This is a genomic window from Bradyrhizobium genosp. SA-4 str. CB756 (assembly GCF_000473125.1).
GTDB lineage: Bacteria > Pseudomonadota > Alphaproteobacteria > Rhizobiales > Xanthobacteraceae > Bradyrhizobium > Bradyrhizobium arachidis.
On the sequence record NZ_KI421499.1, the window covers coordinates 9,147,845 to 9,167,498 of the forward strand.

Annotated in this window: 19 protein-coding genes; 12 read left to right on the top strand and 7 right to left on the bottom strand. The window is 64.6% G+C overall.

Features of this window, described 5'->3' with window-relative positions:
- The first annotated feature begins 340 nt into the window (after positions 1 to 340).
- The 3 genes from ykgO to BRAGE_RS0144145 all read left to right on the top strand — a co-directional run bounded on the left by ykgO (position 341) and on the right by BRAGE_RS0144145 (position 1,614).
- Positions 341 to 466, top strand: a complete 126-nt coding sequence (gene ykgO / locus BRAGE_RS0144135) for a type B 50S ribosomal protein L36 (protein ID WP_006611362.1) — start codon at positions 341 to 343, stop codon at positions 464 to 466.
- 109 nt (positions 467 to 575) lie between these two features.
- Positions 576 to 1,229 (top strand): tetratricopeptide repeat protein, encoded by a 654-nt coding sequence (locus BRAGE_RS0144140; RefSeq protein ID WP_027563121.1) that lies wholly within the window; start codon positions 576 to 578, stop codon positions 1,227 to 1,229.
- A 124-nt stretch (positions 1,230 to 1,353) separates the two neighbouring features.
- Positions 1,354 to 1,614: a hypothetical protein gene (locus BRAGE_RS0144145; RefSeq protein WP_027563120.1), complete on the top strand. Its 261-nt coding sequence runs from the start codon at positions 1,354 to 1,356 to the stop codon at positions 1,612 to 1,614.
- Positions 1,615 to 1,627: 13 nt separating this feature from the next.
- Here BRAGE_RS0144145 and BRAGE_RS0144150 read toward each other — a convergent pair whose 3' ends face one another.
- Positions 1,628 to 1,810: a hypothetical protein gene (locus tag BRAGE_RS0144150; RefSeq protein ID WP_027563119.1), complete on the bottom strand. Its 183-nt coding sequence runs from the start codon at positions 1,808 to 1,810 to the stop codon at positions 1,628 to 1,630.
- Positions 1,811 to 2,140: 330 nt separating this feature from the next.
- Between BRAGE_RS0144150 and BRAGE_RS0144155 the strand changes: the two genes are divergently transcribed.
- A complete protein-coding gene (locus BRAGE_RS0144155; protein ID WP_027563118.1) occupies positions 2,141 to 3,097 on the top strand; it encodes an alpha/beta fold hydrolase in 957 nt (318 codons plus the stop codon).
- 118 nt (positions 3,098 to 3,215) lie between these two features.
- Here the strand turns inward: BRAGE_RS0144155 and cycA are convergent, their stop codons facing one another.
- The gene (gene cycA, locus BRAGE_RS0144160; protein ID WP_027563117.1) at positions 3,216 to 3,611 is read right to left on the bottom strand and encodes a cytochrome c-550 CycA; all 396 of its coding nucleotides are present in this window, start codon (positions 3,609 to 3,611) and stop codon (positions 3,216 to 3,218) included.
- A 280-nt stretch (positions 3,612 to 3,891) separates the two neighbouring features.
- Between cycA and BRAGE_RS0144165 the strand changes: the two genes are divergently transcribed.
- The gene (locus BRAGE_RS0144165; RefSeq protein WP_027563116.1) at positions 3,892 to 5,385 is read left to right on the top strand and encodes an FAD-linked oxidase C-terminal domain-containing protein; all 1,494 of its coding nucleotides are present in this window, start codon (positions 3,892 to 3,894) and stop codon (positions 5,383 to 5,385) included.
- Positions 5,386 to 5,436: 51 nt separating this feature from the next.
- Here the strand turns inward: BRAGE_RS0144165 and BRAGE_RS0144170 are convergent, their stop codons facing one another.
- Positions 5,437 to 5,772 (bottom strand): putative quinol monooxygenase, encoded by a 336-nt coding sequence (locus BRAGE_RS0144170; RefSeq protein WP_027563115.1) that lies wholly within the window; start codon positions 5,770 to 5,772, stop codon positions 5,437 to 5,439.
- A gap of 231 nt (positions 5,773 to 6,003) precedes the next feature.
- Here BRAGE_RS0144170 and BRAGE_RS0144175 point away from each other — a divergent pair, with 231 nt between their 5' ends.
- The 4 genes from BRAGE_RS0144175 to BRAGE_RS0144190 all read left to right on the top strand — a co-directional run bounded on the left by BRAGE_RS0144175 (position 6,004) and on the right by BRAGE_RS0144190 (position 10,491).
- Positions 6,004 to 7,242: an FAD-binding protein gene (locus BRAGE_RS0144175; RefSeq protein ID WP_027563114.1), complete on the top strand. Its 1,239-nt coding sequence runs from the start codon at positions 6,004 to 6,006 to the stop codon at positions 7,240 to 7,242.
- Entirely contained in the window at positions 7,239 to 8,561 is a 1,323-nt protein-coding gene (gene glcF / locus BRAGE_RS0144180) for a glycolate oxidase subunit GlcF (RefSeq protein WP_027563113.1), read from the top strand. Before BRAGE_RS0144175 ends, glcF begins: the two co-directional genes overlap by 4 nt.
- Before the next feature lie 85 nt (positions 8,562 to 8,646).
- On the top strand, positions 8,647 to 9,021 hold the full coding sequence (locus tag BRAGE_RS0144185; RefSeq protein ID WP_027563112.1) for a hypothetical protein: 375 nt from the start codon (positions 8,647 to 8,649) through the stop codon (positions 9,019 to 9,021).
- A 438-nt stretch (positions 9,022 to 9,459) separates the two neighbouring features.
- A complete protein-coding gene (locus tag BRAGE_RS0144190; protein WP_027563111.1) occupies positions 9,460 to 10,491 on the top strand; it encodes a TorF family putative porin in 1,032 nt (343 codons plus the stop codon).
- A gap of 260 nt (positions 10,492 to 10,751) precedes the next feature.
- On the opposite strand, the gene BRAGE_RS0144195 is transcribed toward BRAGE_RS0144190, so the two are convergent.
- Positions 10,752 to 12,512 carry an ABC transporter ATP-binding protein/permease gene (locus BRAGE_RS0144195; protein ID WP_027563110.1) on the bottom strand — a complete coding sequence of 587 codons (1,761 nt, stop codon included), beginning with the start codon at positions 12,510 to 12,512 and terminating at the stop codon, positions 10,752 to 10,754.
- Between the two features lie 318 nt (positions 12,513 to 12,830).
- On the opposite strand from BRAGE_RS0144195, the gene BRAGE_RS0144200 reads away from it, so the two are divergent.
- A complete protein-coding gene (locus BRAGE_RS0144200; RefSeq protein WP_027563109.1) occupies positions 12,831 to 14,495 on the top strand; it encodes an L-lactate permease in 1,665 nt (554 codons plus the stop codon).
- Positions 14,496 to 14,729: 234 nt separating this feature from the next.
- Positions 14,730 to 15,128 (top strand): META domain-containing protein, encoded by a 399-nt coding sequence (locus BRAGE_RS0144205; RefSeq protein ID WP_027563108.1) that lies wholly within the window; start codon positions 14,730 to 14,732, stop codon positions 15,126 to 15,128.
- A 103-nt stretch (positions 15,129 to 15,231) separates the two neighbouring features.
- On the opposite strand, the gene BRAGE_RS0144210 is transcribed toward BRAGE_RS0144205, so the two are convergent.
- The 3 genes from BRAGE_RS0144210 to BRAGE_RS0144220 all read right to left on the bottom strand — a co-directional run bounded on the left by BRAGE_RS0144210 (position 15,232) and on the right by BRAGE_RS0144220 (position 18,715).
- On the bottom strand, positions 15,232 to 16,443 hold the full coding sequence (locus tag BRAGE_RS0144210) for a hypothetical protein (RefSeq protein ID WP_027563107.1): 1,212 nt from the start codon (positions 16,441 to 16,443) through the stop codon (positions 15,232 to 15,234).
- A 144-nt stretch (positions 16,444 to 16,587) separates the two neighbouring features.
- A complete protein-coding gene (gene groL, locus BRAGE_RS0144215; protein ID WP_027563106.1) occupies positions 16,588 to 18,219 on the bottom strand; it encodes a chaperonin GroEL in 1,632 nt (543 codons plus the stop codon).
- 199 nt (positions 18,220 to 18,418) lie between these two features.
- Entirely contained in the window at positions 18,419 to 18,715 is a 297-nt protein-coding gene (locus BRAGE_RS0144220) for a co-chaperone GroES (RefSeq protein WP_027546050.1), read from the bottom strand.
- 313 nt (positions 18,716 to 19,028) lie between these two features.
- Here BRAGE_RS0144220 and BRAGE_RS0144225 point away from each other — a divergent pair, with 313 nt between their 5' ends.
- A complete protein-coding gene (locus BRAGE_RS0144225; RefSeq protein WP_027563105.1) occupies positions 19,029 to 19,550 on the top strand; it encodes a hypothetical protein in 522 nt (173 codons plus the stop codon).
- Positions 19,551 to 19,654 lie beyond the last annotated feature (104 nt).

The following is a 19,654-nucleotide window of genomic DNA, read 5'->3' on the forward strand; positions in this document are numbered from 1 at the left end:
GTGTCCTCCCGACGGGTTGGCAAATTGATTATATGATATAACGAATTTGGCAAGGCGTTGCCGGAGGTAAAAGCGCTGCCTGCAAAAGTCTTTGCTATGCCTGACCGCGACGGGACAAGATCGGGCCGATCCGGCCGTTTCTACTGTGCATGGGGTTGTTTTCAAGAATTTGCTGGCCCGGAACCGGGCAGTTAACATTGACATGACCTCCCGCCATGCCTTAAGAACCGCCCCGTCCCGGGCGGTCGGTCCGCCGGCGGGAAAAATCTCATTTTGCCACATTCGCGCGTGCCGAAACGGTAGTGCCGAACACGGCCTTTCGAACGTTCAGGATTCTGCCATGAAGGTCCGTAACTCGCTGAAGTCGCTGCGCGGTCGCCATCGCGCCAACCGCCTGGTCCGCCGCAAGGGCCGGGTCTATGTGATCAACAAGGTGCAGCGCCGCTTCAAGGCTCGCCAGGGCTGATATTGCCCTCGCGGTCGCCTTTCGCGCGCTCCCGCAAGACCACGGTCTCACACGAGTTTGACGCCGCCCCTGCTATGCAAGGGCGGCTTTGCGCGTTTAGACTTTGATGATGGCTGTGAGATTCCCTTTCGCGCGCACCCTCTCCATGGTGCTTGGTCTGGCCCTTGTGCTGGGAACCGCCGGGCTGGCTCCGGCCCTGGCGCAACAGGTTGAGCCGCCGCCTCCGCCCGGCAAGCAGAAGAAGCTTCCCGAGGCCCCGTCCAAGCTGCCCAAGGTCGATCGCAGCAAGAATCTCGATTTCCTGTTCGGCGCGCTGAAGGCTGCGCCTGACGAAGCCAGCGCCAAGCATGTCGAGGCGCGGATCTGGGCGATCTGGATCCAGACCCCGAGCGACACCGCGGCGCTGCTGATGTCGCGGGCCAAGACCGCGGTCGAGGCGCAGAAGATCGACATCGCGATCAAGCTGCTGGATTCGGTCATCAAGCTCAGGCCTGACTATATCGAAGCCTGGAACCGGCGCGCCACGCTCCACTACATGCAGAACGACTACGGCCGTTCGCTCGCCGACATCCGCGAGGTGCTGATCCGCGAGCCCCGCCATTTCGGCGCGCTCGCAGGGCTCGGCATGATCATGCAGGAGGTCGGCGACGAGAAGCGCGCGCTCGAGGCCTACCGCAAGGCGCTCGCCGTCAATCCGCACCTCGAGAAGATCCCCGAGCAGGTCAAGGCGCTGACCGAGAAGGTCGAAGGCCGCGATATTTAGCCGACAAGTCGATCAGTTCTTGAGCAGGTGCGGCGGCGGTGGATTAACCACGATAAGACGCACCGAGTGGCGAGGGGTATTGGCGCCACGGCCGCGGGCTTACCTTCATGGCAGGAGCACAGCCATGAAGCGTTTGATCCTTGCAGGTACATTGCTGCTGGCGTCGGGGACGGTGAGTCTCGCCGACGGGTTGTTCTGGGTGGTCGGCAACCGCGCCACTGGCAAGTGCAACATCGTGACCAGCAATCCCGTGATCGACGGTGACATCTGGTTCGGCGATGGTCCCTACAAGTCCAGGGACGACGCCAAGCTTGCCCGCTCGACCATCCGCGCCTGCCCTGCCGTCACCCCGGACGAGGAAAAGGACGAGGACAGCACCAACTAGGCCGACCGCGTCCCTAGTGCAGGACGCTGCCGCCGCGCTCCGTCAGGCCGTGATCGGCTGCCGCGGCGTAGGCCCTTGCCAGCTCCGCCTCGAGATGCTCGTTGATCAGGAGCAGCGCCCGCACGGCACCGCGCAGATCGCCATTGCAGCTCGCCACGATCTCGTCGATCGCAGTGTCGTTCGATCTGAAGCTCATCGAAAATTCTCCGGTTCAAACCAGGACATATCCTGCCGGCCGTTCCTCGCATCCCCTGAGGCTGCGAGGAGGATCGGCGCCCACCCGGGTCTTAATGGCGGAACCGACCATGGCGATTATATGGAAGGCGCGATGACGACTGCATGAAGCTGGTCCGAGGCTTGTGTGTCACGGGGGAATGGCGTTGATTTTGCTCGATTTTTTGGTTCGGCAATTATGCACATATCCACAGCCCCTCAATTGCGGTGGAAGCGCTGACGCGCTCCGGGCGAAACTGCTGCGTGCAAGACCCGTAATTACCCTGTGCCCTGGACCGTCCGGATTCTCCCCATGATCGTGATGTCAGTCGTGACGGCGCTGGTCCTGCTGGCGCTGGTCACGCAGGCCGGAATCGTGGCCGTGCAGCGCGCCTTTCCGCCGCAAGGCCGGATGATCGAGGTCGAGGGCGCAACGCTCCACGTCGTCGACATTGGTCCGCGCGAGGCCGGCCTGCCGATCGTGATGCTGCACGGCGCGAGCTCCAATCTCGAAGCGATGCGGCGTCCGCTCGGCGACATGCTCGCCAGGGAGCATCGCGTCATCCTGATCGACCGTCCCGGCCATGGCTGGAGCACGCGCGCGCGGCGGCAGGATTCGACGCCGGAGATCCAGGCGCGGATGATCGACGAGGTGCTTGGCAAGCTTGGGATCGAACGCGCGGTGTTCGTCGTGCATTCCTGGAGCGGGGCGCTTGGCGCGCGGATCGCGCTCGATCATCCGTCCCGCGTCGCCGGCCTCGTGATGCTCGCGCCGGTGACCCATCCCTGGCGCGGCGGGGTCGGCCGCTACAACGAGATCATCGCAACGCCCGTGATCGGTCCGCTGCTCGCCTACACCATCACGCTGCCGCTCGGTTATTTTCTCGCCGAACCCGGCGCGCGCAACGTGTTCCTGCCGCAGATGATGCCGGATGGTTTCGTGCAGGACTCCGCAACGCCGCTACTGCTGCGCCCGCGCGAATTCATCGCCAATGCCTATGATCTGGTGACGCTGAAAGAGGCGGTGATTGCGCAAGCTCCACGCTATGGCGACATCAAAGCACCGGTCACCATCATCGCCGGCGAGCCGGACAAGACGGTGAAGACCAGCATCCACGCGCGCCCGTTCGCCGCGACGGTGCCGAACGCAAAGCTGATCGTGCTGCCCGATCTCGGCCACATGGTGCAGAACGCGGTGCCGGATCTGGTGAAGACGGAGATCGAGGCGATGATCGGGAGAATCGTCCCGGCGCAGGCGGCCGCCGACTAGAGCGTTTTCGAGCGGAGTGGATACCGGTCCGCGTGGAGAAAACGCGTCAAAGCGAAAAGCCGGAGCTTCGGGTCTGATTCAATCAGAACCGAAGCCTTAGCGGCCGCCGCTTGCAAGCTTACTGCTTGATCTTCCCGTCCTTGTCGAACTGCGAGACGAAGGCCCAGAGATTGTTGATCTCGTTCTCGTTCTTGATGCCGGCGAACGCCATCTTGGTGCCGGGGATCTTGGCCTTGGGGTCCTTGATGTATTCCTTGAACGTGGCTTCGTCCCAGGTGATGCCGGAATTCTTGTTCGCGTCCGAATAGCTGTAATCCGGCGCGGTGCCGGACTTGCGGCCGTTGAGGCCGTTGAGCTCGGGGCCGACCTTGTTCTTGGCGCCTTCGCCGATCGCGTGGCAGGCCAGGCATTTGTTGAATGACGATTTGCCGGCCGCGACATCCTGCGCCATCGCGGCGGGTGCGGCGGCGGTCACGGTGAGGATCATCAGTGCGCCAAAAGTCAGTTTTGTCATCGGGTGCTCTTCGTCTCTTCCCTGGTGGGTTTGGCCTGTTCAGTCTCTTGCCTGGTCGGCAGTCGTCGAACCCGCCGGTTTTGGCAGGCCCGCCCGGCTTGGACAAGCTTTGAAACCATGACAGGTTTCATGGCTGCCTACTTGTCCCAGAGCGAACTCGCAGGAGATCGCGGCTCCGACTTTCGGATGGCCTACCCAAACCCTCGCGGACGTGATTGATTTGGCGTGATAAATTGATCGTGCGGCGTGAGCCGGAAGGATATGCCATGAGGGATTTGACATGGCCATCATGATGCCTGCGAGCGACCAGGCGGTGCTTGCGCGCCGCGCTGAGATCGTGGCTGCATTGCGCGCAATCGTGCCTGGCGAGGGCGTGATCGATACGCCTGCCGAGATGCGGGCCTACGAATCCGACGGGCTGACTGCCTACCGGCAGCCGCCGATGGTGGTGGTGCTGCCCGATACCACCGAACAGGTCTCGCTGGTCCTGAAATATTGTGCCGGGCAGGGCATCAAGGTGGTGCCGCGCGGCTCGGGCACATCGCTGTCAGGCGGCGCGCTGCCGCTTGAGGACGGCGTGCTGCTGGGCCTTGGCAAGTTCAAGCGCATCCGCGAGATCGATTTCGACAACCGCGTGGTCGTCACCGAACCCGGCGTCACCAATCTCGCGATCAGCCAGGCGGTCGCGCATGCCGGCTTCTATTACGCGCCCGATCCGTCCTCGCAGATCGCCTGCTCGATTGGCGGCAATGTCGCGGAAAATTCCGGCGGCGTGCACTGCCTGAAATACGGCATGACCACCAACAACGTTCTCGGCTGCGAGATCGTGCTGATGAGCGGCGAGATCCTGCGCATCGGTGGCAAGGGGTGCGAGAATTCCGGTTACGATCTGATGGGCGTCATCACCGGCTCGGAAGGCCTGCTCGGCGTCATCACCGAGATCACGGTGCGCATCCTGCAGAAGCCGGAAACGGCGCGCGCGCTGATGGTCGGCTTTGCGCAGGTCGAGGCGGCCGGCGAATGCGTCGCGCGCATCATCGGCGCCGGCATCATTCCCGGCGGCATGGAGATGATGGACAAGCCGGCGATCCACGCCGCGGAGGCCTTTGTCCATGCCGGCTATCCGCTCGATGTCGAAGCGCTGCTGATCATCGAGCTCGACGGTCCCAAGATCGAGGTCGACGAGCTGATCACGCGCGTCGAGGCCATCGCCAATGCTTGCGGCTCCACCACCTGCCAGATCTCGACCTCGGAGGCCGAGCGCAATTTGTTCTGGGCCGGCCGCAAGGCCGCCTTTCCCGCCGTCGGCCGCATCTCGCCCGACTATCTCTGCATGGACGGCACCATCCCCCGCGGCGCGCTGCCGAAGGCGCTGGCGCGCATCCGCGAGCTCGGTGAAAAGTACCAGCTCGGCTGCGCCAACGTGTTCCACGCCGGCGACGGCAATCTGCATCCGCTGATCCTCTACGATGCCAACAAGCCCGGCGAGATCGAGCGCGCCGAAGCCTTCGGCGCCGACATCCTGCGCGCCTGCGTCGAGTTCGGCGGCGTGCTCACCGGCGAGCACGGCGTCGGCATCGAGAAGCGCGACCTGATGCCGGACATGTTCACCGAGATCGACCTCAACCAGCAGCAGCGGCTGAAATGCGCCTTCGACGCGCAGGGCCTGCTCAATCCCGGAAAAGTGTTTCCGACCCTGCATCGCTGCGCCGAGCTCGGCCGCATGCATGTCCATGCCGGCAAGCTGGCCTTTCCGGACATTCCGCGGTTCTGAGCGGTCGTGCGGAGGGAAGGGGCCATGCAAGCCCTTCCCTCCGCAAGCCACTCACAGCAGCCCGTATTGCGCCCGCTCGCGCTTCGCCAGCAGCGGCAGCGCTTCGCCAGCGATGCAGGTCTTGAAATGCGCGCTCTCCTGGTGCGCCTTGAACGCGGCCTCGTCGCGGAACAGCTCGTAGAACAGGAACTGCGCCGGATTGTCCGTGGCCCGCGAGATCAGGAACAGCTTGACGCCGTCCTCGCGCTGCGCCTCGGGAAGGAAGCGGTCGAGGATCCCTGCGACCTTGTCGGCCTCGCCGGGCTTGGCCTCCCATTGCGCGACGACGAGCAGGCCGCCGCCATCGACGGCCTCGCTCAGGGATTTCTGCGTGGCATAGTGGTTCATGGCTCTCCTCCTTGCTGTTCGCCTTCAGTCTTGATCGCGATCGGTGTGCGAGCTTGTAGCGAGGGCCCGGACCGGCTTGGTTCGCCGGCCATCGAAGTGTCGATGTCGTGAACGCTTCGCATGATCGCAGCGTTGCGGTGGCCCGGCGCAGGATCACGAGCGCGCCGGCAATGGTCGCCGGCGTCACGCCGCATTTGATTTTGACGGCGAATTTCGCTACCGCCTTTTCCCGTGGACACGCTCAGGGTCAGAGACGCCAAAGACGTCGAAGAGGTGGTACGCGCGGCGATTGCCAATGAGCAGCCGCTCGAGATCATCGGTCATGGCAGCAAGCGCAGCATCGGGCACACCATGGCGACCAATGCCGTGCTCGACGTCTCCGCGCTCAATGCCGTCACCTCCTATGAGCCGAACGAGCTGATCGTCACGCTCCAGGCCGGCGCGCCGCTTAACGACGTGCTGTCGCTGATCGATGCCAAGAACCAGCAATTCGCCTTCGAGCCAATGAACACGGCGCCGCTGCTCGGCACGCCGGCGGTCGGGACCATCGGCGGCATGATCGCGGCAGGGCTCGCCGGTCCGCGCCGCATCAGGGCGGGCGGGGCCCGCGACCATCTGCTCGGGGCGCATGCCGTCTCCGGTTTCGGCGACAGCTTCAAGACCGGCGGCAAGGTGGTGAAGAACGTCACCGGCTACGACCTCTGCAAGCTGCTCGCGGGGTCCTGGGGCACGCTGTCGGTGATGACTGAAGTTACGCTGAAGGTGATGCCCAAGCCCGAGGCCGAGCGCACCCTGCTGCTGCGCGGGCTGGAGGATGCCGCCGCCAACAAGGCGATGACCGCGGCGCTCGGCTCGCCCTTCGACGTTTCAGCAGCCGCGCATCTGCCGAAATCGGCGTTCCGCGCCAAGACCGAGGGGCTCGGCGATATCGCCGGCCAGGGCGAGGCACTGACCGTGCTGCGGCTCGAGGGCATCACGTCCTCCGCCGCCCACCGCGCCGGCTCGCTGCGCGAATTGCTGGCGCCGTTCGGAACCGCGACGCTGATCGAGGACACGGCGTCTGCCGCGCTGTGGGCCGCCATCCGCGACGTGCTGCCGTTCGCGACCGGCGGCGCGCTCGGCGCGTGGCCGGTCTGGCGGATCGTCTGCCCGCCGGCCTCGGGCGCGGCGCTCGGCACGCAATTGGCCCGCGAGACCGGCGGCGACGTGATCTATGATTGGGGCGGCGGCCTGATCTGGGCGGCGCTGCCGCCGAAGGCCGACGCGCATGCGCCGATCGTGCGCCAGCGCGTGGACGCCTTTGGCGGACACGCCACGCTGATCCGGGCGGCCGAGAATGTCAGGCGCGATGTCGACGTGTTCCATCCGCAGGCGCCCGGCGTTGCGGCCCTGAGCGAGCGGGTGCGCGCCAGCTTCGATCCGAAGACCATTTTGAACCGGGGACGCCTGAGGCGGGGCGCTGCGGCATGAAGACCGAATTCTCACTGGCGCAGCTCGCCGACCCCGACATCGCGGAGGCCGACAAGATCCTGCGCGCCTGCGTCCATTGCGGCTTCTGCACCGCAACCTGTCCGACCTATGTGCTGCTCGGCGACGAGCTCGATAGCCCGCGCGGCCGCATCTACCTGATCAAGGAGATGCTGGAGAAGGACCAGGCGCCGACCGCCGAGGTGGTCAAGCATGTCGATCGCTGCCTGTCGTGCCTGGCCTGCATGACGACCTGTCCTTCCGGGGTGAACTACATGCACCTCGTCGACCAGGCCCGGGTCAGGATCGAGCAGCGCTATGAGCGCCCCCTGGCCGAGCGGCTGCTGCGCCAGGTGCTGGCCTTCGTCCTGCCGGATCCGCAGCGCTTCCGCATCAGCATGTGGCTGGCGCGGCTCGCGCGCCCGCTCGCCGTATTCCTGCCGACGCCGCGGCCGTCGGCGACGCCCGGCCTGATCCAGCGCCTCAAGGCGATGCTGGCGCTGGCGCCGAACCGGCTGCCGTCACCGGGGCCTGCTGCCGGTAGCGTGTTCGCGGCCCTCGGCAAGAAGCGCGGCCGCGTCGCGCTGCTCCAGGGCTGTGCCCAGCAGGTGCTGGCGCCGCGCATCAACCAGGCCGCCATCAGCCTGCTCACCCGCCACGGCATCGAGGTCGTGCTGGTCCGGGACGAGCAGTGCTGCGGTGCGCTGACCCATCACCTCGGCAACGACCACGATGCGTTGGCGCGGGCCCGCGCCAACGTCACGGCGTGGCAAAAGGAAGCGGCTGGCGAGGGGCTCGACGCCATCCTGGTGACGACCTCCGGCTGCGGCACCGTGATCAAGGACTACGGCTATCTGCTGCGCGAGGACACGGCGTTCGCGGCCGATGCGGCCAAGGTGTCCGCGCTCGCCAAGGACATCACCGAATACGTCGCCGGCCTCGGATTGGAATCGACTGCACGGCAAGACAACATCGTCGTCGCTTATCACTCCGCATGTTCGCTGCAGCACGGGCAGAAAATTACCGGCCTTCCGAAAGAATTGCTTTCCAAGAATGGATTCGTGGTGAAAGATGTCCCTGAGAGCCATTTGTGTTGCGGCTCGGCGGGGACCTACAACATTCTCCAGCCCGAGCTTGCGGGCAGGTTGCGCGATCGCAAGGTCGCCAACATCGCAAGCGTCAAGCCGGACATGATTGCCGCGGGCAATATCGGCTGCATGGTGCAGATTGCCAGTGGCACGTCAGTTCCGGTCGTACACACGATTGAGCTTCTCGATTGGGCTACGGGCGGGTCGCGGCCGGCATTGAACGCGCAGGTTTGAGCTTTCAAGGGCTGAGCTTTCGTCCGCAGGTGACGGCAGAACGACGCCCGATCGACCATTGTTCGGCGGCAACAGGAGGACCACGATGGCGAAAGCGAAGAAGAAGAAAAGCAAGAAGGCCAAAAAGGCCAAGAAGGTTGTAGCGGCGAAGAAGACCGCGAGGAAAGCAGCCAAGAAGTCCGCGAAGAAGTCTGCCAAGAAAGCCAAGAAGTCGGCCAAGAAAGCTGCGAAGAAGGCCGCGCCGAAGAAAGCTGCGAAGTCGGCCAAGAAGGCTGTGAAGCAGGCTGCGCCGAAGAAGGCTGCGAAGAAAGCAGCACCGAAGAAAGCGAAGGCAGCTCCCGCGCCAAAGCCGTCAGCGCCGGTGGTGGCGCCGGCTCCGGCTCCCGAGCCCGCCGCCGAGACGAGCTGGGCGATGCCTTCGTCTTCTGCGGAGCCGACGCCGGCCGACGGGCAAGGCTAGGCCGCAAGGCTGGCGTTGGGCTTGGTCCCAAGGTTCGGCGAAAGATTGGGGCCGCCCCAACGGCAACGAGCGACAACAGCAAAGGCCGCGGCAGTGATGCTGCGGCCTTTTTGCATCGTCATGCTGGTCGGGGCGGCGGTCGTTCTCGCCGTCAGCTTGATTCGTGGCGCAGACATCACTGCAGCTCGGTTCTCCGTAGTAACCCGGACCGCTCAATGCACTTTGGAATGCAAATAATGTGATCGAGAAGACACACAGCCTGACAACCTTTCGTGGAATCGCCAAAACGCCCAAAAAGTCGGCAGATGCCCGTGATTTTTGCTTCACGGTTTGCCGACCCCAATCCAAATTGCCGCAGTTACGAATTTTTGAAGTCAGATCGTCTGCCCCGGGGGGCTTCCGGGGGACTGGCTGGTAGAACTGGTGATGGGGATCGAAATGAAGAAAGTAGCTTTGTTGGCAACGGCGCTGGCAATGGTGACGGGTTCGGCTTTCGCGGCAGACATGCCGGTCAAGGCATTGAAGGCTCCGCCGCCGCCCGCCTTTGATCCTTGGGATGTCGCCTTCGGCGCGGGCATCATGAGCGACTACATCTTCCGTGGTGTCACCCAGTCGAACCACAATCCGTCGGTCGCGGCCTATTTCGAGCCGCGCTACAACGTCAACAAGGACCTCCAACTCTACGTTGGTACGTCCGCGGAGAGCATCTCGTTCCCGAACCGCGCTGCGGCTGAGGTCGATATCTACGGCGGTATCCGCCCGACCTTCGGCATGTTCGCCTTCGACTTCGGTATTTGGGGCTACCTCTATCCGGGCGGAAGCTGCTTCGGCTCGCAGGGCACCCTCGCTCAGGGCAATTGCGGCAGCAGCCTCGACAACTCCGTGGGCCCGATCGGCCTGCCGATCAACGGCAACTTCGCCAAGAAGGACGCGAGCTTCTACGAAGTCTATGCCAAGCTGAACATCAACATCAACGATCAGTGGGTGGTCGGCTTCAACGAGTATTACTCGCCGAACTTCCTGAACCTCGGCGCCTGGGGCAACTACTCTTCGATCACGGCCAAGTGGACCGCGCCCAGCACGACCTTCGGCGCCAGCGGCGTCGGCATGTACGTGTCGGGTGAATTCGGCCGTCAGTGGCTCGGGACCTCGGACATCTTCTACGGCATCGCGGGTGACCCCGTTTATGCCAACGGCATCAAGGAGCCCAGCTACAACACCTGGAACATCGGTGTCGGCTTCACCTACAAGGTGTTCACGCTCGATCTGCGCTACTACGACACCGACCTGTCGAAGGGCAATTGCAACGCCTTCACCAGCGACTTCTCGGCGACCAACGCCAGCCCCGGCTTCGTCACCCCGATCAACGGCGGTGCAAACGCAGCCACGGCGTTCGGCTCCAACTGGTGTAGCGCTACTGGCGTCGCCAAGCTCTCGGTCGACCTGACGGCGATGAGCAACCTGAAGTAAGTTCTTTCCGAGACGACTTAACGAGGGCGGCAGGGCAACCTGCCGCCCTTTTGCTTTGCGGCGTGGATGGCGTCTGTGAGAGCGCTCGGCCTGCATGGTTCGAGACGCGCCGCAGGGCGGCGCTCCTCACCATGAGGGTCTGGATCTTGCCGCGAGGACAGACCTCATCCTGAGGAGCCCGCCGGAGGCGGGCGTCTCGAAGGATGGCTGCAACGAAGTCCTGTCGAGGTTGCGTAGCCTCGGGATTGTCTGGGGCCACCTCAGCGCGCCGCGGTGGTCTCCGCCTGGGCCGCCTCGCCGCCCTTGCCGAGGACGTGGATATCGCCGTCCTTCACCATCATCACCTTGCGGGTGTGGAAGGCATCCAGCGTCGAGCGGTGGCCGATCGAGACGATGGTGGCCTGCGGCAGCCTCTCCGCGAGCAGCCGGTACAGCCGGCCCTCGGAGGGCTCGTCGAGCGACGCCGTGGCCTCGTCCAGGAACAGATAGTCCGGCGCATGCAGCAGCGCGCGGGCCAGCCCCAGTCGCTGCTGCTCGCCGAGCGACAGGATCCGGTTCCAGTGACCGTCCTCGTCCAGCCGTTTCGCCAGCCGCGGCATGCCGACCGCGTTGAGCGCCTCCGCGATCTTCTCGGGCGCAACCGTGCCGTGCTCGGCGGGGTAAATGACAGCGTCGCCGAGCGGGCCGATCGGAAAATACGGCCGCTGCGGCAGCATCATCAGCCTGGCTTTTTCGGGAATGGCGATGCTCCCGGTGCCGAATGGCCAGATGCCGGCGATCGCCCGGAACAATGTCGACTTGCCGGCGCCGGATGGCCCACTCACCAGCACCCGCTCCGCCGGCTCGACCGTGAAGGCATCGGCGCTGACCAGCGGCTCGCCGTTCGGCAGCTCCACCAGCAACTGCGCAAGGGTGATCGCCTTGCCGTTCGACCGCGCAACGCCGATGGTCGGCTCGCGCGCGGCGATGGTAGCGGCGGAGCTGACCGACATCTCGAAGCCGTCGAGACGGGCGACGATGGCGCGCCATTCGGCGAGCGAGCGGTAGGCCGTGACGAAGAAGGACAGCGCATCCTGCACGCTGCCGAAGGCCGAGCCGGTCTGCATCATGTCGCCGAGCTGGATGCGTTTCGCGAAGTAGGCCGGAGCGACCACGACGTAGGGAAAGATTGTTGCTGCCTGACCATAGCTCGCCGTGAAGGCGGTGAGGCGCTTGGTCCGGCTCATGATCGCGTACCAGTTGGCGATGACGGAGCCGAAGCGGTGCAGCAGATGGCCTCGCTCGGCGCTCTCACCCTTCAACAGCGCGATCTGCTCGGAATTTTCGCGCACGCGGATCAGGTTGAAGCGGAAGTCGGCCTCATAGCGCTGCTGCTCGAAATTGAGGTTGATGAGCGGAGCGCCGATCCAGTGCGTCAGTCCCGTCCCGAGGATCGCGTAGACCATCGCGCACCAGACCAGAAAACCCGGGATGACGATATCTGTGCCGTAGATGTGCAGGGGGGCCTTGTTGGACAGACCCCAGAGGATGACGACGAACGAGGCCAGCGTCACGATCGAGGACAGCAGACCGAGGCCAAGGACGAGCGTTTGCTCAACGAAGTTCTTGACGTCCTCGGTGATACGCTGGTCCGGGTTGTCGGCCGGGTCGCCCTTGAGCTGCATGCGGTAATGCGTGGCGCCTTCGAGCCATTCGCCGAGATAGTGTTGCGTCAGCCATCGCCGCCAGCGGATCTGGAGCCATTGGTTCAGGTAAAGCTTGTAGACGGCCACTGCGACGTAGGTGAAAGCAAGGCCGATGAAGATCCAGACCTCCATGACGAACTCGTTGAGATCGTAGGCCTGGAGTGCGCTGTAGAACCGGTTCTGCCATTGATTGAGCAGCACGTTGATCGCCACCAGCGTCAGCTCCATCGCGATGACGACGCCGAGCAGGCCGCGGCCGGCCCATTTGTCTTCCGATCGGAAATACGGACCGGCGATTCGCCAGACGACCGCGAGCGTGGCGCTGATGTTCTTCACAGAGCAGGATCTCCTCGAGGGGGGTGTGCACAAGTGCCGGGAGTCAAATGGCTGCGGCCATGCGGAATTTGGCTGCGCTTAGACTAAAGTCGCAAGTTCTGCAATTTGCGTTGGCTTGTCGCGGCTCGCAACCTTAGCATGGGCTTTAACGGCGCGGGGTGGGGGCCTCCAGGATTTCGCGAGCTTGTGAGCGGACGGGAACCGCCGCACTTCGCGAGGAATTCGCGTCCTGCTCAGGGGTTATCTTTCCAGCGTCAAGCGGGTTTGGCCGTCCACGCAAGGCCGCCTGCCGCAACACATGCGTGGGGGAGGAAGACCATGTGGAATCAAATCTATGATCCGCTGCACAGCCCGGTGCTGTCGACGATCGCCGCGGCGGTGCCCGTCGTCACGCTGCTGGTCCTGATCGCGAGCGGCCGCGTCCAGGCGCATATCGCGGCCGTCATCGCCGTGATCGTGACCAACCTGATCACGATCTTCGTCTTCACCATGCCGGCGAACATGTCGATCCGGGCCTCGATCCTTGGCATCGTGACCGGCTTCTTCCCAATCGGCTGGATCGTCCTCAACGTCATCTTCCTCTACCAGGTGACGGTCTCCACCGGGCGCTTCGAGCTGCTCAAGCGCGCGGTCGGCGGCGTCACCGAGGACCGGCGGCTGCAATTGCTGCTGATCGCATTCTCGTTCGGTGCCTTCTTCGAGGGCGCTTCGGGCTTCGGCACCCCGGTCGCGATCACCGGCGCCGTCCTGATCGGCCTCGGCTTCTCGCCGCTCGCCGCATCCGGCCTGTCGCTGATCGCCAACACCGCGCCGGTGGCTTACGGCGCGCTCGGCACGCCGATCCAGGGCCTTGCCTCGGTGACCGGACTCGATCCCTACATCCTCGGCGCGATGGTCGGCCGCCAACTGCCGTTCTTCTCGCTGATCGTGCCGTTCTGGGTGGTGTGGGCGTTCGCGGGCTGGAAAGGCATGAAGGACGTCTGGCCGGCGATCCTGGTCACCGGCGTGTCGTTCGCGATCCCGCAATTCGTGATCTCGAACTTCATCAATCCCTGGATCGTCGACATCGGCGCATCGCTGATCTCGATGGGCGCGCTGATCCTGTTCCTGCGCGTGTGGCAGCCGCGGCAGCTCTGGCTGTCGCCGGCCCTGCGCGGCCACGATGAATCGGCCGCCACCATGGCGGCGGCGAGACCGCTCGACAAGACGCCGCTGACGCAGAGCGAGCTCTTCAGCGCACTGCTGCCGTGGATCATCGTCTGCGTCGTAATGCTGATCTGGGGCAACGGCGCCTTCAAGACCTGGGCGAACTCGATCTTCGTCTGGAACTATCCCGTTCCCGAGTTGCACCAGATGATCAACAAGGTGCCGCCGGTGGCGGCCAAGCCGACGCCGGAGGCCGCCGTGTTCGGCTTCACCTATCTCTCCTTCACCGGCACCGGCATGCTGATCGCGGCAATCATCTCCGGCTTCCTGATGGGCGTCGGCCCCGGCCGGCTCCTGACCGAGTACGGTCGCACCATCCGGCTCTGCGCGATCTCGCTGATCACGATCTCGGCGATGCTCGCAATCGGCACGCTGACGCGTCTGTCCGGCGTCGACGCCACGCTCGGTCTCGCCTTCGCCGCGACCGGCGTGCTCTATCCCTTCTTCGGCACGCTGCTCGGCTGGCTCGGCGTGGCGCTGACGGGATCGGACACCGCCTCCAACGTGCTGTTCGGCAATCTCCAGAGGATCACCTCCGAGCAGCTCGGCCTGTCGCCGGTGCTGATGGCGGCGGCGAACTCGTCCGGCGGCGTCATGGGCAAGATGATCGACGCGCAGTCGATCGTCGTCGCCTCCACCGCCACCAACTGGTACGGCCACGAAGGCACGATCCTGCGCTTCGTGTTCTGGCACTCGATCGTGCTGGCCTGCCTCGTCGGTGTGCTGGTGACGCTGCAGGCCTATGTCTGGCCGTTCACGGCAATGGTCCTGAAGTAGCGACATCGGCTTCGCTGCAAATCCCCGCGGGGTTCGCCCCCCGCGGGGATTTTTGCATCTGAAGCGTGATCCGGAAAAGTGCGCAGCGGTTTTCCGAAAGATCATGCTCAAGCAACAATCCAAAGCGAGATGACGATTCTTCCCTATCTCATCGCGCTTTAGTGTGGGCGAACCTTCTCAATGGCGCCGCCGTCTTATAGAAGGTGCCGCAAATCAGGTCGGTCGAGAGGTGTCATGGTTTCGTTCAAGCAGCTGGTGTGTGCGGCGGTTGCAATGCTCGCGATGTCTAGCCTCGCGCGCGCCGAGGAGGGGTTTCCGTTCGGCACCGAGCTGACGCTGGAGGCGCTGCCGCAAGCCGGCTCGAAGCGGATTCCCAACATCGAGATCGGCGACAATGGCGAGGTCGTGCTGGAGCTCTGGTGCAAGGGCGGCAAGGGCCAGTTCTCGGTCGCCGGCAACACCGTGATCTTCGTGCCCGGCCAGATCCAGGATCGCTCCTGTCCGCCGGCCAAGGCCCAGGCCGACGACGACCTCGTCGCGGCGCTCGGCAGCGTCGAAACCTGGAAGCGCCAGGGCGACGTGCTGACCCTGATCGGCCCGAAGCCGCTGCGCTTTCGCGCCAACGGGAATTGACCGTCAGGTCATTCCGGGGCGACGCGTCAGCGTCGAACCCGGAATCTCGCGCTACAATCTCCAGATTCCGGGTTCGCGCTTTGCGCGCCCCGGAATGACTTCGTCACTTCCACACCGACTTGTCCGCGTCCCACCGCTGGCCCTTCAGCTCCTTGGCGAGCGCCTCGATCGAGCCGTTGTCGTCGGGCTGATCGCCTTCCTCGTCGGCGGAAGCGTCATCCGACAGATTGAGCTTGGCGCCGCTGCTCTCGTCGGCGGTGGTGGTCGAGGGGCTGCCGATCCACAGCATCAGCTTGTCGGTGGCGCCCGGCTTGTCGGGCGAGATCAGGCCTGCGACCTCGATCGTGTCGGTGAGCTCGAGCGCCGGGAAATCCTGGTTCGGCCGCTTGAAGACCAGCTTGAGCTTGCCGGTGGCCGGGTTGAAATTGTGCGACACCGGCTTGGCCGCGAGCGTCCTGCTCAGCACGCCGGCGAGGGCCGAAGCGAGCTTGTCGCGGTTGACCTTGTCGCCATCGCGCCAGTCGGCGGCGGGAATGCGGATGGTGCGGTCCATCTCGGTCATCCCCGCGGTCCAGCCGGCCGCGGTGACGCCGGGCATTGCCTTGAACTTTGACAGCAGCGCGGCCGCGCGCTCCGGATCGACCGACATGTTGATGGTCTGCTCGCCGGCGCGCAGCGCGTCGCAGCCGACCGAGAGGCTTGCCAGCGTCACCTCGATGTCCTGGCCCTTCAGGCTCTTCAGGAACTCGGTCGCCGCATCCAGCTTGACCTTGACCGCGATCGCCTCCGGCGAGACGTCGGTGAAGTCCTTCGGCTGCGGCGTGATGCCGTCGTCGGAGGTCTGGTTGTCCAGAAACTCCTTCTCGCTGAGATCGGAATTGTCCGGCGAGGTCACCTCGGTCACGGCCTGGCCAATCGAAATCTGGCCGCGGAATTCGAACGTGTCGCCGGTCGGCTTGCGCAGCAGCTTGACGCTGACCGGCGATTTCTCGCCGAGGCTCTGCGTCGTGCCCGTCAGGTTCTGGCCGGCGACCTGGAGATTGACGACGAAGCGGTCCTTGCGGTCGGAATTCTTCGCGACGGGATAGCAGACGTCCAGCACGGCCGCGGTGACCGTCTTGCCCTGGCGCGTTTCCTTCAGCACCACGTCGGCATTGCCGTCCATCAGCCCGTCGATCGAGGTGAAATAGCGCGTCTCGGTTCCGCCCGGCGCGGCGGCCTTCGGCGACAGTTTCATCTGGGCGGATGCGACCTCGGGCGAGGCGGCGAGCAGAGCCGCCAAGATCATCGTCGGGCAAACCAGAAGCGCGCGCATCGCCGAAATCCTCGAAGGAACAGAATCGGCCGCCACCGTAGTTGGTTTTGGCCGTCGGTTGAATTGCAAAGCGTCAGGGAGAGGATCGGCAAAAAAGAAGGCCGCCCGGAGGCGGCCTTCGTAACGCTGTAATGAAGGATGGGCTTAGAAGCCGCCCATGCCGCCGCCGGCGGGCATCGCGGGCGGAGCTTCCTTCTTCGGCATTTCGGCGACCATGGCCTCGGTGGTCACCAGCAGGCCGGCGACGGAGGAGGCGTCCTGCAGCGCGGTGCGGACCACCTTGGCGGGATCGATGATGCCCTTCTCGACCATGTCGACATAGTCCTCGTTCTGGGCGTCGAAGCCGAAGGTCTCGGACTTGTTCTCCAGGATCTTGCCGACCACGATCGAGCCTTCCACGCCCGCGTTCTCGGAGATCTGGCGGATCGGAGCTTCCAGCGCCTTCAGCACGATGTTGATGCCGGCCTGGACGTCCGCATTGGCGTTGGTGAGACGGCCCACCGCCTTCTTGGCGCGGAGCAGCGCGACGCCGCCGCCGGGGACGATGCCTTCCTGCACCGCGGCGCGGGTGGCGTTGAGCGCGTCCTCGACGCGGTCCTTCTTCTCCTTGACCTCGATCTCGGTGGCGCCACCGACGCGGATCACCGCGACGCCGCCGGCGAGCTTGGCAAGGCGTTCCTGGAGCTTCTCACGGTCGTAGTCCGAGGTTGTCTCCTCGATCTGGGCCTTGATCTGGCCGACGCGGGCCTCGATGTCGGGCTTCTTGCCGGCGCCGTTGACGATCGTGGTGTTCTCCTTGTCGATCACGACCTTCTTGGCGCGGCCGAGCATCTTCACCGTGACGTTCTCGAGCTTGATGCCGAGCTCTTCCGAGATCAGCTGGCCGCCGGTGAGGATGGCGATGTCCTCCAGCATGGCCTTGCGGCGGTCACCGAAGCCCGGCGCCTTGACGGCAGCGACCTTGAGGCCGCCACGGAGACGGTTGACGACCAGGGTCGCCAGCGCCTCGCCCTCGACGTCCTCGGCGATGATCACCAGCGGCTTGCCCGACTGCACCACGGCTTCCAGCACCGGCAGCATGGCCTGCAGGCCCGACAGCTTCTTCTCGTGCAGGAGGATGTAGGCGTCCTCGAGCTCGGCGGTCATCTTCTCGGCATTGGTGACGAAGTAGGGGCTGAGATAGCCGCGGTCGAACTTCATGCCCTCGACGATGTCCACCTCGGTGTCGAGCGATTTGTTCTCCTCGACGGTGATGACACCCTCGTTGCCGACCTTCTGCATCGCCTGGGCGATCATCTTGCCGATGGCGGCATCGCCATTGGCCGAGATGGTGCCGACCTGGGCGACCTCGGAGGAGGCGGCGACGGGCTTGGCGCGCTTCTCGATGTCCTTGACCACGGCCTGGACGGCGCTGTCGATGCCGCGCTTGAGGTCCATCGGGTTCATGCCGGCGGCAACCGCCTTGGCGCCTTCGCGCACGATCGCCTGGGCCAGCACGGTCGCGGTGGTGGTGCCGTCGCCGGCGAGGTCGTTGGTCTTGGAGGCGACCTCACGCACCATCTGGGCGCCCATGTTCTCGAACTTGTCCTCGAGCTCGATCTCCTTGGCGACGGTGACGCCGTCCTTGGTGATGCGCGGCGCGCCGAAGCTCTTCTCGATGACGACGTTGCGGCCCTTCGGGCCGAGCGTCACCTTGACGGCGTTGGCGAGAATATCGACGCCGCGCAGCATGCGGTCGCGCGCGTCTCCGGAAAACTTGACGTCCTTGGCAGCCATGGTCTGCAATCCCTCGTGTTGCGTGATGTGTCTTGTTTCGTGCGGTGCGGCGCTCTCTTCGTCATTGCCGGGCTTGACCCGGCAATCCATCCTCGTACGAAGAATGATGGATGCCCGGGTCGTCTAGCGCGAAGACGCGCTTCGCGCTTCTGCCCGGGCATGACGATGGAGTATTCAGCGGCCGTTCAGGCGGATGGCCTTAGGCCAGCACGCCCATGATGTCCGACTCCTTCATGATCAGGAGCTCTTCGTTGTCGATCTTGACCTCGGTGCCCGACCACTTGCCGAACAGCACGCGGTCACCCGCCTTGAGGTCGATCGGAATCAGCTTGCCGGTCTCGTCGCGGCCGCCGGGGCCGACGGCGACCACCTCGCCCTGGGACGGCTTTTCCTTGGCGGTGTCCGGGATGATGATGCCGCCCTTGGTCTTTTCCTCGGCGTCGATACGTTTGACCACGACACGGTCATGCAGCGGACGAAATTTGGATTTAGCCATGACGTTTCCCTTTGGAGGCTCGCTTCGGAAGTAGTGAAGTCGGTGGGGCGGCGCTGCCGTTCCTCCTCTTCCCGAGGATCGAACGGAGCGCTTAGCAATCGGGCTTTCCGAGTGCTAAGAGTGGCCCGGGAATATGGCTTGGCCGCGATCCTGTCAAGCAAAGGTGGTTAAGCGATTGGTGAGGCGGATATAGGATGGTGGCATTGGAAACTTGGTCGGGGCGCCGGCGTATTAAACGACGTCATTGCTCCGGCGGCAGTTTTGCGCTTGGCTGCGGGAGGGGTGCGGCCATGGTCTTGTTCGGGGGAATGCCATGATCAATTCAGCTCGCGCGCGCACGGTCGCCAATCTGGCCGCTGCCTCTGGCCTGGCGTTGCTGCTTGGCGCCTGCGGCGGCGGCATGAGCCTACCGTCCTTCTCGTCCTCCCAGCCGGCACCCGAGGCCGAGCCCGGCACCGGTCCTGAAATGCCGGCGAGCATCCGTGCCGACGAGATCGTCGGCCGCTGGGGTCTCGCCTCGTTCCAGAACCCGGCCGACCGCGCCCGCACCGAGGCCGCGGCGAGGGCCCAGTGCAAGAATCCCTACGTGATCACCGCCGGCTCCTCCGGCGGCGTGATCATGCATCTCGCCGACCAGGCGACCCCGCAGGAGCTGCGGCTGAAGGGCTCGCCCAGCGGCAAGAACTATATCGGACCGGCCGGCCCGACCCCCGGCGAGCAGGACCGTGAGATCGTCTCCTTCGACGGCCGCGTCCTGATCACCCGCTTCATCGACAAGGACGCCGCCACCCGCTACGGCAACATGGTCTACGTCCGCTGCGCGCCGCGGGCGTGATCATTCCTCTGTCGTTCAGGGGCACGCGAAGCGTGAACTATGGTGCGCGCTTGCGCACCTGAGAATCTCGAGATTCCGGGTTCGGTCCTGCGGACCGCCCCGGA

Coding starts and splice junctions, on each gene's coding strand:
- ykgO (WP_006611362.1), top strand. CDS start 341: ATGAAGGTCCGTAACTCGCTGAAGTCGCTGCGCGGTCGCCATCGCGCC.
- BRAGE_RS0144140 (WP_027563121.1), top strand. CDS start 576: ATGGCTGTGAGATTCCCTTTCGCGCGCACCCTCTCCATGGTGCTTGGT.
- BRAGE_RS0144145 (WP_027563120.1), top strand. CDS start 1,354: ATGAAGCGTTTGATCCTTGCAGGTACATTGCTGCTGGCGTCGGGGACG.
- BRAGE_RS0144150 (WP_027563119.1), bottom strand. CDS start 1,810: ATGAGCTTCAGATCGAACGACACTGCGATCGACGAGATCGTGGCGAGC.
- BRAGE_RS0144155 (WP_027563118.1), top strand. CDS start 2,141: ATGATCGTGATGTCAGTCGTGACGGCGCTGGTCCTGCTGGCGCTGGTC.
- cycA (WP_027563117.1), bottom strand. CDS start 3,611: ATGACAAAACTGACTTTTGGCGCACTGATGATCCTCACCGTGACCGCC.
- BRAGE_RS0144165 (WP_027563116.1), top strand. CDS start 3,892: ATGGCCATCATGATGCCTGCGAGCGACCAGGCGGTGCTTGCGCGCCGC.
- BRAGE_RS0144170 (WP_027563115.1), bottom strand. CDS start 5,772: ATGAACCACTATGCCACGCAGAAATCCCTGAGCGAGGCCGTCGATGGC.
- glcF (WP_027563113.1), top strand. CDS start 7,239: ATGAAGACCGAATTCTCACTGGCGCAGCTCGCCGACCCCGACATCGCG.
- BRAGE_RS0144185 (WP_027563112.1), top strand. CDS start 8,647: ATGGCGAAAGCGAAGAAGAAGAAAAGCAAGAAGGCCAAAAAGGCCAAG.
- BRAGE_RS0144190 (WP_027563111.1), top strand. CDS start 9,460: ATGAAGAAAGTAGCTTTGTTGGCAACGGCGCTGGCAATGGTGACGGGT.
- BRAGE_RS0144200 (WP_027563109.1), top strand. CDS start 12,831: ATGTGGAATCAAATCTATGATCCGCTGCACAGCCCGGTGCTGTCGACG.
- BRAGE_RS0144205 (WP_027563108.1), top strand. CDS start 14,730: ATGGTTTCGTTCAAGCAGCTGGTGTGTGCGGCGGTTGCAATGCTCGCG.
- BRAGE_RS0144210 (WP_027563107.1), bottom strand. CDS start 16,443: ATGCGCGCGCTTCTGGTTTGCCCGACGATGATCTTGGCGGCTCTGCTC.
- groL (WP_027563106.1), bottom strand. CDS start 18,219: ATGGCTGCCAAGGACGTCAAGTTTTCCGGAGACGCGCGCGACCGCATG.
- BRAGE_RS0144220 (WP_027546050.1), bottom strand. CDS start 18,715: ATGGCTAAATCCAAATTTCGTCCGCTGCATGACCGTGTCGTGGTCAAA.
- BRAGE_RS0144225 (WP_027563105.1), top strand. CDS start 19,029: ATGATCAATTCAGCTCGCGCGCGCACGGTCGCCAATCTGGCCGCTGCC.